This is a genomic window from Marinomonas sp. ATLA20 (genome assembly GCF_057180105.1).
The window spans coordinates 390,034-405,812 of record NZ_JBXUKU010000001.1 but is presented as its reverse complement, the minus strand read 5'-3'; the positions used below and the strand labels follow the sequence as shown (position 1 = coordinate 405,812).

The window sequence follows — 15,779 nt, the reverse complement described above, 5'->3', positions numbered from 1 at the left end:
AGGTTTTTTTTGGCAATTAATTATTGACTAGAGTTCCACCAGCTCTTAGATTAATAAAAAAATATAACACGTGTAACATTTATTATGTCATCAAGAATGGTTCACCAAACCGAGGCCACTCGGGACAAAATCATCAATATCGCCGAAACACTTTTTATTGAAAATGGTTTCGCTGATACCCAAATGAAAGACATTGCGGCGGCCACTGGCATGAGCCGTAATACCTTGTATCGCTATTACCAAGACAAATACGATTTGGGCTTCGCCATTCTTGTGGTAGTGCTGACTCGTAAGATCGACGTCTATGAAAGCATCATAGACAAAATTAAAGCGAACCATTATTCCAATATTCGCGCTGGTCTTGGTGTGTTAATGGAAGCCTATTCAGATCCTCAATATGAAGACGATGACCGTTTTATTGCCGAATTTGATGGCTACTATGCAGGATCACGTATACCAACAGAGTTTCGCGACAAGTTGACTCAACTCCTACCTGAATCAGTCAAACTCTCTCTTACCGATATTGTCTCTCTAGGTCAAACCGAAGGCAGCATTCGCGCTGACATCCCCGCGGCCTATTTGGCGGTCACACTATTTAACAGCGTCCCAACTTTTTTCCGCCGTATGCTGCTACGCCGAGACGCCCTGATGGAAATTGAACAAGAGGCCATTCCGAAACTTACCCCTGTGTTAATCCAGCTACTACTCGATGGTCTGAAGCCATCGCCACAAATCTAAAAAAGGATGAAACGATGAGTGATACAAAAATAAAACAACTCTTAGCCGAACTAACCCTAGAAGAAAAAGCCATGCTCTGTACCGGCAAGGATTTTTGGAACCTACATGGAATTGAACGCTTAAACCTGCCCTCCATCATGGTGACAGATGGCCCACATGGCCTGCGTAAACAATCCGGGGAAGGTGATCATGTCGGTCTAAATGCAGCGGTAAAAGCCACCTGTTTCCCAACCGCGTCGGGGCTTGCTGCATCTTGGAATACCAAGCTGATTGAAGAAATGGGCGTCGCGCTAGGCAAAGAATGTCGCGCTGAAGAGGTGTCTGTATTGCTTGGCCCTGGCACCAATATTAAACGTAACCCATTGGGCGGGCGCAACTTCGAATACTTTTCTGAAGACCCATTACTGGCTGGCGACATGTCTGCCGCTTGGATCAAAGGCGTACAAAGCCAAGGCGTAGGTACCAGCCTGAAACATTACGCAGTGAACAATCATGAACATTGTCGCATGACAGTCGATGCCATTGTCGACCAAAGAACCTTACGTGAAATCTATCTGCCTGCTTTTGAGAAAGCCGTTAAGCAAACACAACCTTGGACGGTTATGTGCTCTTACAACAAAATAAACGGCACCTACGCCGCCGAGCACAAACAATTACTCGACGATATTCTAGTCAACGAATGGGGCTTTGAAGGCATTATTGTTACTGACTGGGGCGCAAATAACGACCGCGTAGAAGGCGTCAAAAATGGCCAGCATTTAGAAATGCCAAGCTCTGGCGATATGAATACTCAAAAGATTATTGCCGCCATTGAAAACGGTCAACTGACGATGGAAGCCTTAGATAAATCTGTTGCTCGTGTAGTGGAACTGATTCTGAAATCACAAGCGTCTTTAGAAAGCGATAAGGTAAAAGCCGACCTAAGTGCTCACCATGAACTCGCTGCGCGAATCGCGGAAGAGACCTGCGTGCTGCTTAAAAATGATGATTTATTGCCGGTTGCCGCAGGAAAGAAAATCGCCGTGATTGGCGCATTAGCCAACAACACTCGCTACCAAGGTGCAGGCAGCTCCAAAATTAATCCATTCAAGCTAGAGCAACCTCTCGACGAAATCAAAAAACAGTTTGGTGCCGACAATGTCAGTTACACTGCTGGCTACCATCTGAATGATAAAGAAGATACGGCGGAAATAGCCAAAGCTATTGAATTAGCAAAACAAGCAGACGTGGTGTTTTTGTTTGCAGGCCTGACGCCAAAATACGAATCAGAAGGCTTTGATCGCCAGCACTTGAATCTGCCACAGGTGCAACTAGACCTAATCGCCGAGCTTGACGAACAGCTCAGCAAAACCGTTGTTGTGCTGCAAAATGGCGCACCTGTCATTCTACCATTTGTCGACAAGGTACCCGCCATACTGGAAGCTTACCTAGGCGGACAAGCTGGTGCTTCAGCGGTGGCTAAAGTGCTTTCTGGCGAGGTAAACCCCAGTGGTAAATTAGCAGAAACCTTCCCAGCAAACCTGGACGACACGCCGAGCCAACCTTACTTTCCCGGCACCACCAAGCAAGTGCAATACCGCGAGGCAATTTGGGTTGGCTATCGCTATTTTGACACCACCAGCACGAAAGCACTTTTCCCTTTCGGTCACGGTTTGTCTTACACAAGCTTCACTTATTACCATTTAACCTTGCTAAGTGGCGATCACTCACCATTTAAAGAAAATGACGCTATTAAGCTCCAAATCACTGTCACCAATACGGGCGATAAAGCTGGCGCGGAAGTTGTACAGTGTTACGTGGGACAGAAATCCCCTTCTCAACCTCGCCCAGCCAAAGAACTAAAAGCATTCGAGAAGGTTTTCTTAGAGCCAGGTGAAAGTAAAGAAATCGAGTTTGAGCTGGATTATCGAGCCTTTGCCTACTGGCATAAAGAAAAGGCTACTTGGGTTACCGAAAGCGGAGACTACCAGATTCACATTGGCTCCTCTGTTAATGACATCCGAGACACCGCCATAATCACCTTAGAAACCGACATCGCAGCTGAGCAACCTAACCCCGCTTTGGCTACGTATTTTGATCCTGCGAAACGCGACTTCAACGACGCAGCTTTTAGAGCCTTATTAGGTTACGACATCCCAACACCCACACCGATTACGCCTTACACGGTGAATTCAACCTTGGGAGACATTGCCAACGAACCATTAGGTAAACCTCTATTTGAAGGCATGCTTGCTGTATTTACCCAAATGATGGGCGGCGATCAGAATGACTCTGCAGCGGAAGCCGATCGTCTGATGGCGGAATCCATGGTGGCGGATATGCCATTACGTAATTTACCTGTGTTCAATAGTCAGCAATATTCTGAAGGTCAGATTTTGCAGCTTATTGCCTCACTAAATGAAAAGGAAACAAGCGTCTAAAAAGCCATTTTAGACGCTGTTAACCATACCGTCATTACTTCCATCATCGGATCGTAATGGCGGTTGCATGCTTGATAAACAATAAAAATAAAGAGGCAAAGATGTCCAACACAAACTATGAATCCAGTCGTCGTGAACGGCTTAGCTATTACACATTTTTCACCGGTCAAAACATTATTTTTATGTTTGTGACTATATTTATCAGCGTTTATTACACCTCTGTACTGGGTTTATCCGCAGGGACAGTGGGTATCATCTTTCTGTTAGCCCGAGTATGGGATGCGGTTAATGACCCAATACTCTCCATTATGGTAGAAAGAAGCCGTTTTAAAGGCGGTAAATTCAAGCCTTGGGTAAACGCCATCGCTTGGGCGGTTCCGCTTGCTACCGTTTTGATATTTGCTTTTGGCGATTATATTGCAGAACAACCAATGTGGCTTCGTGTTACATACGCCTTCGTAACCTACGTAGGCTGGGGGATGCTGTATACCGTATCGGATGCGCCCGCTTACGCCATCGGTTCAGTGATGACACAAAATAAAGATGAGCGGAATGTCATTTATTCTTTTGTGCGTTTTGGCGGTTTTGTCGGCATGGTCATCGCCATGCTTAGCGCACCTTGGCTGGTCGAAAAACTGGGTGGAAAATGGACTTTAGCGGCGGTCATTATGTGCGTAACAGCCATGATTTTGATGTTAACCATACGCAAAGTGGAAGAACGTCATGTAGTAGAGCAAGAAGTCCCTACCCTTAAACAAATATTAGGTACGGTCACTGGCAATAAGTACTTGCTGATGTTTATCCTTGCCTTTGTTTTTATTGGCGGATCTAACGTTGCTTTCACCTTAATGCCTTACATTGCACGGGATGTCTTTAATGACCCGTCTCTTTCCGGTTTGTTCCTTTTCGCTATGATTGGCCCGGCCATGCTGGCTTCTCCGTTAGTGCCCATTGGCATTCGTAAGGTTGGCAAAATCGCCACATTTGCTTGGGCCTCTGCTGCTCTTGCGATATTGTCAGTGATTACTTGGATGATAGGTTACGAACATATTGAAACCTTCATTGTCCTAACCATGATTAAAGCCATTGCGCTTGGCGTCACGCTGATTATGCCAAGTATTTTCATTACCGATTGTATTGAGTATGGCTATATACGCTCAGGCAAACGCCTTGAAGCCGTCTCCTTTGCTACTCAAACCTTCGCTAATAAAGCGACAACGGCTGTTGGTGGCGCTATTGCAATGGGGTATCTCGCTATGGTCGGATTTGTTGAATCCACTGGCGGTGTGGTCGTTCAGCAATCGCCACAAGTCATTCAAGGCATGTGGGATGCACTCAACCTAGGTAATGCAATTGGTGCGACCATTGGTCTAGTTATCTTTTTATACAGCTATAAGTTAACCGATAAAGTGCTCGCTGATTTAAAACATGATGACCTAAACGCAGAAGAGAGCCAGCAAGCAAACCTATTTGAAACGGCTAAGTAACTCATCCTCTTCTCACTCAGGCGCTTTGGCTCATTTTTTTAACCATGGTGTCAGAGTGGGAATGTTTCATAACGTAAAGATGCATGAGACGCCGATTATTCGATGAAAGGCGTCTAATTGGAATTAGGTAAATCGTATTAAAAGAAAAACCAAGCAGGAAAGAAACCACGATGAAGAGCAATATCACCAGAAAAGGGAGTAACCAACAATATTGCTCTTACCTTTAACTAAACGCTAGAAGCCATAGTTAAATCGAACTCGTGCAGCGGTCACTTTGTCATTCGCAGTGCCAACATCTTTAGCCGTAGAATGAGAACCTGCTAAGGTTACAGTCGCATTTTCGATATCCAAGACTGGCATAGTGTAGGCAACGTAAGCGGTTAGCAGTGATGGATCATTCGCGCCATCATCAACAGACGACGCGATTACGCCCAAGCCAAAGTTACCATATGTCATGTTTGCCGTGATCGAAGTCACTTTTTCATCCGTCGCATCATCTTTGCCAAAAGCAGCCGCAAGATTAACGTTCGCAGCGGCCACATCAAAGTTTGCAACTAACGCATAGCCAGATTTTTTAACTTCACCGCCTGCCGCTAAATCATACTTAACACTCTCAAAGCCCGCGGTTATTGTTGCAGCGCCCGCAGCAAAGGTTACAGAAGGTCTAACACCAGAGATAGCAGTCGCTTTATCTTCTGTGGTTTCCCCGATATTTGGGTCACCATAAAGAGCAGCAAGTTCAAATTTAACACTTTCGCTCGCATTGAAGTGTAAAGCAAACTGACCAGTATCATCGCCTTCACGGCCACGAGTCATATTCGCTTCATATACGTCTACAGCAGCAACGTTTTCAACAACGGTATCTTTGCCTTTTGGGAACAGATTCACAGCCTCAAAACGGCCCGCTTGGAGATCCCAAGTACTGTTACCAAATTTGATGTAGGCATCATCAACCGTTGCTTCACCGGTTGTTTTAATAAGAAGTGAACCTTTACCTGCGAAGAAGTTATCGCCCATTGTGTGTTTGCCTGTCACGTTTAGCTCCAGACGGCCATCTTGCTTATAGATAGAATCACCTTCTGCTTTAGAAATAGCATCGGTGTTCAACTCAAAATTTCCGTCAAAGGAAGGAGCGGCTTGAACTGCACTGATAGATAGTAGGCTTCCAACAATGGCAGTATGTAGAATAGTTTTTTTCATAATTTTCAGACCCGAATGTTATTTTTATATTTAAATTAGAGCTTCATAAAAACGTGCGTTTTCGTAATTAATAATACATTTAGGTAACTTTATTACAACAATACAACAACGATAATAATTCTTATTTTTTACTTAATTTTTTAAAATTTTAAATTTTGGTTTTAAGTTATTGTTTTTTATAGTTTTTAAAAAATTAAATGTCACTATTTATTTTGAACCTTAAATAATTAAGAAATAAATGTGTAAAGGTGGAAGATTTCGCTTTCTTTATGATTTTAAATTACTTGATTATGTAATTTTGTAAAAATCAAAAAAAATAGACATTTGGACAAGACAAAGCTGTGATTAATCACTCTCTAATAAGCAAAAAAAATCCCAGCATATAGCTGGGACTTGTGCTTGAAATACTGCCTCTATTACTGACGATTAAACTTCACCGCATACATAGCATTATCAGCTCGGTGTAATAGGCTTTCTAATGTATCACCCTCTTCAACCAATGCACTGCCGACGCTAAATCGAATCGTAATATTTTGCTCATTAACCTTGATAACAAGCGATTCTCGACCATCCTGCAGTTGCTCAGATATCGCGACTAGGTCCTCATAATCATCTAGTTTGACCAGTATCAAAAATTCATCCCCACCCCAACGGGCCACTTCCCCTTTATTGCCTACAATATTGGTTAAGTAAATCGCAATTTTTTGCAGTACCAAATCACCAGCAGCATGCCCATACAGGTCATTCACGGATTTAAAATGGTTCACATCCACATTAATAAGACCAAATGTGTGGTGATCTTGCTGCCAACGCTGCATATATTCCGTCAAATGTAATTCAAAGCCTCGGCGATTATATAACTCCGTTAAAGGATCAAGCTTAGCAATACGGTTTAACTCTTTGGTTCGTTCAGCCACTTTTTCTTCTAGCTCTTGCTGATATTCCAAAAGAGAGGTCGATATTTTATGGTAATGAAACACCAATTTCTTAATTTCCAAGCCTGCAAATCGACTTAGTTTCGGGGGTTGATAACAGTTTTCTCCCAAAGTTCGAATAGACTGGCCTAGCTCGGCTAATGGCTTAATAACAATCAAGTTGAGCAATACATAAAACACAATCAAGGCACAAACTAGACTAACAAATAGCACAATCAGAAGACCTGAAAACTCGGCAATAGGAAGGAAGCCGTTGATATCAATAAAGTTCACTTGAAACCAATCAATTTCAGGAATGTAAACAACACTGGCGAGCTGACGGACACCATCTTTATGTACAGAAGCAGTATTTACTCGATTGGGAGACTCTTTCGCTAACGCCAAACTGTGTTTTAACTGTGTACGAGATTGCGAATCATCTAATAGTTGAAAAACTAGGCTTTTTTCTTGCGCTTGTTTTGTTAAAGAAGAGTAGTCAATTAACTCTTCTTGCTGATAAAGCTGAATAGAACCTTCTTTATTGGTAAACACAATAGCCGAATAAATATCCTGCTTTTCAATCATTTGATGTAAAAAGTTGGAGAGATCTAAACCCGTTCCGACGACACCTAAAATATCATCGCCATCGCGAATTAAAACATCACTCCACAATTTAATCAGCCCTAACTCAACATCTGGGTTTACATTCAAATGCAAGTTAAGCCTTTTATCCATAATTTGATAGAACCATGCATCATCAGGGTTATATTGGTGAAGCGTATAACGATATAGTTCAGAATTCGATGTTTGCTTGCCATCACTATAGTAGTAATGCTCATTCCCTTTTAAAGCGATAAAGTAAGATTTATCTGAAAAGCGATGTCGAAATGCTTCCGTATCTTGAAGAGCTTGCTGCTTTAGAGCTTCATTAAACGGTTGTTTAGCCCATGCTTTTAATGAACCAAGCTCGGCAAACTCTTTAGATAAGGTCACCTCTTGGATGAGAGGCAATAGGGTTCGCACTTTATCGTATTGCACCTGCTTCTCTGCATAGCGCCCAACCCAACTCACAATAATATCTTCTGCCAATACACGCATCGAAAGCCAAGAAAAAAAACCTGTAAGCAGTAATATCACAGTAGTCGATATCAAAAAGCGCGACTTAATAGCCATGTCCACAATATTCCATTTAATAAAAGCAAAGACTGACAAAACACTCACTTCCATTAGCAAGAAATGAGCCACTGTATACCAGCCCGATAATTGAACACTTATTAGCAATCAACAAAAGACCTATTTTGTAAAAATAAGTCACTATAAAAGCCTCTTCTTTTACAACCCTACACAAGAATCATTTGCTTTTCTCATTTGGCAAAAATGCCTCCAACTTGGAAGTCAAAAAACCAACTACGACACAAGCTCAAAGTGCTACACTAACGGCCTCAATTTGCTCTTCAAAAATAAGCGAGACCTCCATGAGCTTTGCGTCTTTAAAACTTCATCACGACATCATTCAGCAAGCCACAGAACTGGGTTACACAAACCCAACACCTATTCAACTTGCTGCGATTCCAGCCGTCCTCGCTGGAAAAGATCTCATGGCTGGAGCTCAAACAGGAACAGGAAAAACTGCCGCTTTTGCTTTACCGCTTTTACACCATATTCTACAAGCGCAAAACTCAAATAATGCCGAAGGCATTCAAGTATTGGTGCTCACACCGACTCGCGAGTTGGCACAACAGGTTCATGCCAGCTTCGTGAAATACAGCGCAAACTTATCAATTCAATCAGTTGTCGCCTATGGTGGTGCCAGCATAAACGTTCAGCTTGACGCACTTAAACAAGGCTGTGATGTATTAGTTGCTACTCCTGGTCGGTTGCTTGAACTGATCATGAAAAACCTCCTTGACTTAAGCTACCTGCAAACTCTAGTGCTAGATGAAGCTGATCGAATGCTCGACATGGGGTTTATCATTGATATTCAAAGAATATTGAAGAAATTACCGGAATCACGCCAAACCTTATTTTTCTCAGCCACTTTCAATGACGACATTTTTGCGCTGAGCAAAACACTGCTCAAGGATCCGCAATTAATCGAAGTAGACAGCCGGAACACAACGGCATCTAAGGTCGAGCAGACTGTTTACGCAGTAGACCAAGACCAAAAAAGCGCATTACTGTCATTCCTCATAGGGTCTAAAAACTGGCAACAAGTACTGATCTTCACCCGAACCAAGCAAGGCGCAGATGATTTAGCCAAAGAAATGCAAAAAGATGGCATTGCCACTCAATCGATTCATGGGGATAAGTCCCAAGGTGCACGAGATCGCGTCTTAGCCGATTTTAAAGCAGGAAAGGTACGAGCGCTTGTCGCTACCGATGTCGCAGCAAGAGGTATCGACATCGAACAGCTGCAATACGTTATCAATCACGAATTACCATACAATGCCGAAGATTACATTCATCGTATAGGCCGAACAGGTCGCGCAGGTGCAGCGGGTCTTGCTGTAACACTCGTATCAGAAAAAGAGCACTACTTACTAACCGACGTGGAAAAGCTGGTTGATGAGCAATTCATTGTCCAGTGGGTGCCAGGGTTTGAGCCTGACCTTAACAAGACAACCAACTCACAAAAGAAACGCGAGCCATCTAAAAAAGCGTTACGAGCAAAAGCCCTGGGCCTTTCGCCTTCAAGAGATAAAAAGCCAAAGACACGCCGTCGCCGTTAACTCTATATTGATATTCTCTGCTATAGTTCTTCAAAAGCCGTTACCAAGGGAAATGGTACCTCCCATACAACTTATTTTAGAAACCCAACAATGACCATTAAAACCCACACAAATACTGACCAACAGTTGAGCACGGCTCAAATTTCTCCCCCCTTATTTCGTCAGTTGTTGATTGTTGGCATTTTAGGATTTAGCTCAATCTGGGCAATTGATGCTTACAGCGGTATTATCGCAGTATTTGACGCCTTCTCTTATCCAATATGTATAACCGCATTTATTCTGATTTACCTAATTAGCTTTTCACGCCCCAATCAGCAGAGCTTACATTATCTTGCCTATCTCGTTGTTGCAGGTTACTTAATAAGCTGCAGTATTTGGCACCATTTACCCGGTAATGGCCAATTTTCTAACTCGGCGCAGTGGCTCGGACTAAATTACGTCATCGTCTATCTTTTTCTTGACGTCAAAAAGGCCGCTCCAGCAACCGCTATTGTTTTTGTTGCAACCATTACAGGCCATTACTTTGCTCTGATACAAAACCATACTACCGGCGAAGCGCTTGTTGTCACATTAAACATGGCCATAGCTCACGCTATCTACATTTTCTTGTTGTGGACGGTTATCAAATTAAGAGTTAAAACAGACCAAGTTATCGCGCGCGCAGACATGCTTGAAGACTTTGCCTATATAGATGTACTCACCCGAGCACTAAATCGACGTGGAATTGAGAAGGTGTTTAATGAGCTTAACCTAGATTCAGCGGAAAAAAAGAAGAATTATGCTATTTTAATAGTGGATATTGACCACTTTAAACAATTTAATGACTTACATGGCCACCTTATTGGAGACAAAGTTCTAACCAGTATCGCAGGTAAACTAAGTCGAACCATTCACCCAAATGACATACTAGGGCGCTGGGGCGGAGAAGAATTTATCATTCTCACTTTAGATAGAACACCTGAGCAAGTCATGGCTCTAGCTGAAAAGTTAAGAACTGCCATTAGCAGCCTTGTTATAGGTGATATTTCAAGCATCACTATCAGTATTGGTATTGGGTACTCCGATGAAGCGACCTCAAAAGAAGGTGTCTTTAAAATCGCGGATGACCATCTTTATGATGCAAAACAATCCGGTCGAAACACCATTCGAGCAACCCAAGTTTAAGCGAACGTCTTTACCTAAACTTTTCCATACGAACAAAACAACAAATAGGTACTAACCTCCCCACCCAAATACACTAAATCCCTACAGCCAATAAACCACCCTGCCCTAAGGGGCGAGGTATCTGTGTTTCATTGGATAACACTAAGTTATGACCATACGTCATTCCCGCGAAGGCGAAATGACCATCTTGGCTATCATTATTAGCGCCGCAAGCGGCGAGGAATTACACCCAAAGAGATTAATAGAAAGATATAAAAACCTTATTGATATATAAGGTTATTTATACATTAAGTAACCTCAATATATTCAAAATCCCTACCCAAAATTAAGTGTGGAACCGCTCAACCCAATATCATTCGCCACACAAAACCAGAACGCTCCCGCCTTTCTCACAACTCACTTCAATACCTAAAACCTGGCTTTCACCTAAGAAAAACCAAACCTCAATTAAGACAGTTCTATTAAAAATAAAACAATTTAAGAGCGATTTAAATCAACAAATTCACTGTAAAATTATTGTAAGGTTACGAGAATACACGTAATATTTACGGTAAATACTACGCAGTAATAAAAGAAAATAAAGAATAATAAAATATCAAAAAGGAATAAGAGGAATGATTGGAGACAACATAGAGTTTCTTGACCCCTCGTCAGAAAGAGAGCTCGCTTTTTATTCTGACTATTTATTAAAAAACATTCGAAGTGCGTCTTTAAAAAATTTAAGCGGACATTCTCAAGCGGAACGAGTAAAAAAACTAAATGGAGAATTAGAAAACTTAATTAACAAAAAGCGCGCGCCACAGAATTTTGCTTCCCAAATGCGTACCGCGTTTAAAGCAAGCCAGCTCCCTTCCACTTACTTTCGTTGGATTGATAAAAAAGACGAAAGATTATGCAATTGGTTGTGGTGTTACTTAAAAACTACCTCCAAACGCCCAGCTTCAGAATCAGAGCAAGACCAAACGAAAGCCCCCCTATTTTCATTACTCTCTGAAAAAGCATTCAATACAGAAAGAAATAATGTTGCAGATAGGCATCTGGATATTTTGGATGCTTTTTATAACGGCGAGGCCGATACACAACAGCAACAAGAGCTACTTGAAGCATTGAAAGCAAAATGGCAGCAAATTCGTTTTGATGAAACGATCGTATCTTGGCTTGAAGAAAATAATTCGGTCCAATGGATATGGGCTTGGTCTTATCTGCAAAACATTACTCAAAGACCTCTAAAACAAGCTTGGATTCCGACCACAGAAGCAGAGAAAAAAGCAGCGGTTATTGCTACTATTGATTTATCTGATAACGTAGACCGCAAAGCGTTAGTTATTGATAAAATGAAAAAAGCTTGGAGCCAGAAAAAGTTTCGTGAGAAATCGAGTGGCAGAAAACCATACAGCATCAGCATGACGCTCAACACCAAGCAAAAGTTAAACGCATTAGCTGAAGAAAAAAACATGAAAATCAACGAGATGGTTGAGCATTTAGTAAGGAATGAATATAAAAAGCGAGATTCCAACCAATAGCTTTTTTAGTTAAAAGGTCGAAATGAATTCGCTATACCAGAGAGAAAGTCTGTTTTGTATTTCTGGTAGTTTCATTTGTCATCTAATCACTGTATAACGAGCCGCATGAAAATCCCTAAAAGAATACAACCACTCATCGAAGATGGCTTAGTAGACGAAGTTCTTCGACAATTAATGAGCGGAAAAGAAGCGACTGTCTACGTGGTGCGCTGCGGATCAGAAATCCGTTGCGCAAAAGTCTATAAAGACGCTGGTAAACGCAGCTTTAAGCAAGCCGTTCAATACCGTGAAGGCCGAAAAGTGCGTAATAGCCGTCGCTCTAGAGCGATGGAAAAAGGCTCTAAGTTTGGTCGCGATGAACAAGAAAACCTTTGGCAGAACGCCGAGGTAGATGCTTTGTACCGTTTGGCTGCTGCGGGTGTGCGCGCCCCTACGCCTTATGGTTGTTTCGATGGCGTCTTATTGATGGAACTGGTCACCGATGATACTGGCGACGTTGCCCCACGACTGAATGATGTTGTGCTTAGCGCAGAGCAAGCTAGACGAGATCACGACACCATTATTAAAGACATTGTCCGCATGCTGTCTGCTGGCTTAATTCATGGTGATCTATCGGAATTCAACGTCTTAGTGGACTCTCATGGCCCTGTCATCATTGACCTTCCTCAAGCCGTTGACGCTGTTGCAAACAATAATGCTGAGTGGATGCTCGAACGCGACGTTAACAACATGCGCAACTACTACGGAATGTTTGCGCCAGAACTACTGGAAACCAAATACGCCAAAGAAATGTGGGCACTGTTTGAAGCAGGCAAGCTGACCGCACACACGGAGTTAACCGGCCACTTCGAAGAACCCACCGAAGAAGCGGATGTGGACTCTGTTTTACAAGAAATCCAAGATGCCTTTGAAGAAGAGCAAGATAGACTGGCTCGCATCAACAGCTCAGAGGATGAAGACTGATCAATCAGGTACAGATTTGAATTATTATCCCAAGAGGGTAACAGCCATGTCTTTTGCCCTCTTGGCCGCATCTAAGTCACCTGCAACGTAAGCTTGGGCAATCGCTCCTTCCTTCAACACACTGATACTCTGCGCTAAATCAACTGCAGATAATTCCGATGAATGACCGACAAGATTTGCTTGGATAAAAGACGTTATATTTTGTTTATGGTGCTGGCAAATGTCATTCACCATGTGATCAGAAAATTCACCGTTCGCTTTGACAAAAAAACAGCCTTTGAAGGGAAGCAATACGTCCACTCTATCGTGAAACCAGTCATCTAGCGCATCAAACAAGCCTAAAACAGCGAATTTCCCATCGCCAGCCGACATCATTCGGGCCGTTAACCAATCCATAAATATTTGATCACGATAGATCAACACCGCCTCAACTAATGCTTCTTTACTGGCAAAATGATGATACAAGGTTTTCTTCGCCACACCCGTTTCAGCCAAAATGGCGTTGATACCAACCGCATGAATGCCCTGTTGATAAAAAAGCTTAAACGCTGTGTGTATTAATAAATCAGGTTTCGTCACTTCTCTTCTCCCTCACCGAAAATGAATATTGACATGGGTGAACAGACTTGTCTACCATCTGAGAGACTGATCAGTCTCCCGCTGATTATTTGAACCTTAAAGGAATACATTCATGTTATCGAGATTTTTTCGATCATCTTACCAATCAAGGTTTTTCACTATCGGCTTGGCAGGAATAGGAGCAACCCTGTGTATATTTATGATTGCTCAAGGCGCTCAATTTGCACCAGAGTATCTTGGAATCATGGCTCCTTTTGGCGCGACCATGGTCATTTTATTTGCTTTGCCAACGAGTCCATTGGCTCAACCAAAAAATATTCTTGGTGGCCATCTACTAACAACAACCATAGGGCTTATTAGCCTACAATTTTGGGACGTGACGCCACTCACAATGGCGGTAAGTGTTGGCGTAGGTGTGTCCTTGATGATGCTAACCAATACATTACACCCTCCCGCAGGCGCGAATCCCCTTTTAGTATTATCAATCAATGCATCTTGGGGATTTTTGCTTTCACCGGTTCTATCTGGCTGCCTGCTTATTATTCTATTTGGTTGGTTTTATCATAACTGGGTCTCTCGCATTGGCTATCCAATCAAGCCCACTAAATAAACGAGATACCCGGTGGTTTACAGGATTTTTTACAGCTGGCTCTTTTTTAACCAAGCGTTTCATGTATAATTCCGCTCCGCATTTGACCTTATGGTCAAATGCCTAAAATAGAAAACGCTGAAAGTTCGTCATTCAAAAGCGAGCTTTTTAATTTGGGTTCCCTCACCCCAAGCAAACGAAAAAGGTCACAATATGAGTACGTTTACATCTGAGCAAAAAGGCAAGGCACTCTGCTACCTTGCAATGTTCCACCTACTAATCATTGCTTCAAGCAATTATCTAGTACAAATCCCCTTCACCGTAGCGGGTTTTCACACCACATGGGGTGCATTTACCTTTCCGTTTATCTTTTTGGCAACGGATCTAACCGTTAGAATCTTCGGCGCAGCATTAGCTAGAAAAATTATTTTCCTAGTGATGATTCCATCGTTAATCGTGTCTTATGTGCTATCGGTAGTCTTTGCGCAGGGACAGTTTCAAGGCTTCGGAGCGCTCTCGTCATTCAACGAGTTCGTTGGCCGTATTGCCATAGCAAGCTTAATGGCATACTTACTAGGTCAAGTTCTTGATATTCAGGTATTTAATCGACTTCGCCAGTTAAAAGCATGGTGGGTCGCTCCTGCAGCTTCAACCGTATTTGGCAATGGATTAGACACCTTGGCATTCTTTGGAATCGCCTTCTACCAAAGCCCAGATGCCTTTATGGCGGAACATTGGCAAGCTATTGCACTAGCTGATTTCGGCTTTAAGCTGATTATCAGTCTTGGACTATTTATCCCAATGTATGGCGTGTTATTGAATTACTTAACGAAAAAGCTCACCGCGATTAAGCCAGATTTCAAACTAGCCAACGCATAAAATGGTTTAAAAAAGGCCTATTTGATCAAGAATAGGCCTTTTTTATGTTCGCTCTCCACTTCCTTTCAATGACTTACCATAAGTCGCCGAATCGTTCTCGATGACTCAAATATAAGCGCAAATCAAACTCCAGTTGATGATAATCCGCTTCCATATAACAGCACAGCTTATAGAACGCCTTGTTGTGATCTTTTTCTTTAAGATGCGCCAACTCATGTACCAAGATCATTTTTAATAACGGCTCAGGAATACGCCGAAACAAAGATGAGATACGAATTTCATGTTTCGCTTTTAGCTTGCTGCCCTGCATTCTAGAGACAAAAGTATGTAAGCCAAGCGCGTTATTAATAATGTGGATTTTGTCGTCATAAATGACTTTGCTGATCGGCGGCGAACTGCGCATAAAATCGTTCTTCAAAGCCATCGCATAATCATACAAAGCTCGAGGGCCATTCAATGTGTGAGCTACTGGGTACTTCTTTAATAACCACTCACCAGACTTCTCCGAGTCCAACAAGGTTTGTGCTTGCTGTTGAACCTGTGCGCTGTAAGCGCCAAGATAGTTTTTAAACCCAGTATTCTGACTCATAGACT

General features: G+C 42.4%; 13 protein-coding genes. 9 read left to right on the top strand and 4 right to left on the bottom strand.

Going from position 1 to position 15,779, the window contains the following annotated elements:
• Window positions 1-84: 84 nt before the first annotated feature.
• The 3 genes from AC2A4J_RS01760 to AC2A4J_RS01750 all read left to right on the top strand — a co-directional run bounded on the left by AC2A4J_RS01760 (window position 85) and on the right by AC2A4J_RS01750 (window position 4,645).
• The gene (locus AC2A4J_RS01760; RefSeq protein WP_484174666.1) at window positions 85-738 is read left to right on the top strand and encodes a TetR/AcrR family transcriptional regulator; all 654 of its coding nucleotides are present in this window, start codon (window positions 85-87) and stop codon (window positions 736-738) included.
• A 14-nt stretch (window positions 739-752) separates the two neighbouring features.
• Window positions 753-3,158 carry a glycoside hydrolase family 3 C-terminal domain-containing protein gene (locus AC2A4J_RS01755; protein ID WP_484174665.1) on the top strand — a complete coding sequence of 802 codons (2,406 nt, stop codon included), beginning with the start codon at window positions 753-755 and terminating at the stop codon, window positions 3,156-3,158.
• A gap of 101 nt (window positions 3,159-3,259) precedes the next feature.
• Window positions 3,260-4,645, top strand: coding sequence for an MFS transporter (locus AC2A4J_RS01750; RefSeq protein WP_484174664.1), 1,386 nt, complete (start codon window positions 3,260-3,262; stop codon window positions 4,643-4,645).
• A gap of 234 nt (window positions 4,646-4,879) precedes the next feature.
• On the opposite strand, the gene AC2A4J_RS01745 is transcribed toward AC2A4J_RS01750, so the two are convergent.
• Entirely contained in the window at window positions 4,880-5,845 is a 966-nt protein-coding gene (locus AC2A4J_RS01745; protein ID WP_484174663.1) for a carbohydrate porin, read from the bottom strand.
• A gap of 416 nt (window positions 5,846-6,261) precedes the next feature.
• Window positions 6,262-7,932 (bottom strand): GGDEF domain-containing protein, encoded by a 1,671-nt coding sequence (locus AC2A4J_RS01740; RefSeq protein WP_484174662.1) that lies wholly within the window; start codon window positions 7,930-7,932, stop codon window positions 6,262-6,264.
• A 302-nt stretch (window positions 7,933-8,234) separates the two neighbouring features.
• Between AC2A4J_RS01740 and AC2A4J_RS01735 the strand changes: the two genes are divergently transcribed.
• The 4 genes from AC2A4J_RS01735 to AC2A4J_RS01720 all read left to right on the top strand — a co-directional run bounded on the left by AC2A4J_RS01735 (window position 8,235) and on the right by AC2A4J_RS01720 (window position 13,138).
• Window positions 8,235-9,488: a DEAD/DEAH box helicase gene (locus AC2A4J_RS01735; RefSeq protein WP_484174661.1), complete on the top strand. Its 1,254-nt coding sequence runs from the start codon at window positions 8,235-8,237 to the stop codon at window positions 9,486-9,488.
• A gap of 90 nt (window positions 9,489-9,578) precedes the next feature.
• Window positions 9,579-10,652, top strand: a complete 1,074-nt coding sequence (locus tag AC2A4J_RS01730; RefSeq protein WP_484174660.1) for a GGDEF domain-containing protein — start codon at window positions 9,579-9,581, stop codon at window positions 10,650-10,652.
• Window positions 10,653-11,266: 614 nt separating this feature from the next.
• Complete coding sequence (locus AC2A4J_RS01725) at window positions 11,267-12,175, top strand: hypothetical protein (protein WP_484174659.1); 909 nt, start codon at window positions 11,267-11,269, stop codon at window positions 12,173-12,175.
• Window positions 12,176-12,280: 105 nt separating this feature from the next.
• Complete coding sequence (locus AC2A4J_RS01720) at window positions 12,281-13,138, top strand: PA4780 family RIO1-like protein kinase (RefSeq protein ID WP_484174658.1); 858 nt, start codon at window positions 12,281-12,283, stop codon at window positions 13,136-13,138.
• Between the two features lie 24 nt (window positions 13,139-13,162).
• Here the strand turns inward: AC2A4J_RS01720 and AC2A4J_RS01715 are convergent, their stop codons facing one another.
• Window positions 13,163-13,717: a TetR/AcrR family transcriptional regulator gene (locus AC2A4J_RS01715; RefSeq protein WP_484174657.1), complete on the bottom strand. Its 555-nt coding sequence runs from the start codon at window positions 13,715-13,717 to the stop codon at window positions 13,163-13,165.
• Between the two features lie 112 nt (window positions 13,718-13,829).
• Between AC2A4J_RS01715 and AC2A4J_RS01710 the strand changes: the two genes are divergently transcribed.
• Window positions 13,830-14,327 carry an HPP family protein gene (locus AC2A4J_RS01710; protein WP_484174656.1) on the top strand — a complete coding sequence of 166 codons (498 nt, stop codon included), beginning with the start codon at window positions 13,830-13,832 and terminating at the stop codon, window positions 14,325-14,327.
• Between the two features lie 192 nt (window positions 14,328-14,519).
• Window positions 14,520-15,185: a 7-cyano-7-deazaguanine/7-aminomethyl-7-deazaguanine transporter gene (locus AC2A4J_RS01705; RefSeq protein WP_484174655.1), complete on the top strand. Its 666-nt coding sequence runs from the start codon at window positions 14,520-14,522 to the stop codon at window positions 15,183-15,185.
• A 73-nt stretch (window positions 15,186-15,258) separates the two neighbouring features.
• Here the strand turns inward: AC2A4J_RS01705 and AC2A4J_RS01700 are convergent, their stop codons facing one another.
• Window positions 15,259-15,774: a YgjP-like metallopeptidase domain-containing protein gene (locus AC2A4J_RS01700; RefSeq protein ID WP_114413156.1), complete on the bottom strand. Its 516-nt coding sequence runs from the start codon at window positions 15,772-15,774 to the stop codon at window positions 15,259-15,261.
• Between the last annotated feature and the right edge of the window lie 5 nt (window positions 15,775-15,779).

What these genes read in the sequence shown, in the direction of transcription:
- AC2A4J_RS01730 (WP_484174660.1), top strand. Translation starts at nt 9,579, where the DNA reads ATGACCATTAAAACCCACACAAATACTGACCAACAGTTGAGCACGGCT.
- AC2A4J_RS01760 (WP_484174666.1), top strand. Translation starts at nt 85, where the DNA reads ATGTCATCAAGAATGGTTCACCAAACCGAGGCCACTCGGGACAAAATC.
- AC2A4J_RS01710 (WP_484174656.1), top strand. Translation starts at nt 13,830, where the DNA reads ATGTTATCGAGATTTTTTCGATCATCTTACCAATCAAGGTTTTTCACT.
- AC2A4J_RS01740 (WP_484174662.1), bottom strand. Translation starts at nt 7,932, where the DNA reads ATGGCTATTAAGTCGCGCTTTTTGATATCGACTACTGTGATATTACTG.
- AC2A4J_RS01750 (WP_484174664.1), top strand. Translation starts at nt 3,260, where the DNA reads ATGTCCAACACAAACTATGAATCCAGTCGTCGTGAACGGCTTAGCTAT.
- AC2A4J_RS01755 (WP_484174665.1), top strand. Translation starts at nt 753, where the DNA reads ATGAGTGATACAAAAATAAAACAACTCTTAGCCGAACTAACCCTAGAA.
- AC2A4J_RS01735 (WP_484174661.1), top strand. Translation starts at nt 8,235, where the DNA reads ATGAGCTTTGCGTCTTTAAAACTTCATCACGACATCATTCAGCAAGCC.
- AC2A4J_RS01705 (WP_484174655.1), top strand. Translation starts at nt 14,520, where the DNA reads ATGAGTACGTTTACATCTGAGCAAAAAGGCAAGGCACTCTGCTACCTT.
- AC2A4J_RS01725 (WP_484174659.1), top strand. Translation starts at nt 11,267, where the DNA reads ATGATTGGAGACAACATAGAGTTTCTTGACCCCTCGTCAGAAAGAGAG.
- AC2A4J_RS01745 (WP_484174663.1), bottom strand. Translation starts at nt 5,845, where the DNA reads ATGAAAAAAACTATTCTACATACTGCCATTGTTGGAAGCCTACTATCT.
- AC2A4J_RS01700 (WP_114413156.1), bottom strand. Translation starts at nt 15,774, where the DNA reads ATGAGTCAGAATACTGGGTTTAAAAACTATCTTGGCGCTTACAGCGCA.
- AC2A4J_RS01720 (WP_484174658.1), top strand. Translation starts at nt 12,281, where the DNA reads ATGAAAATCCCTAAAAGAATACAACCACTCATCGAAGATGGCTTAGTA.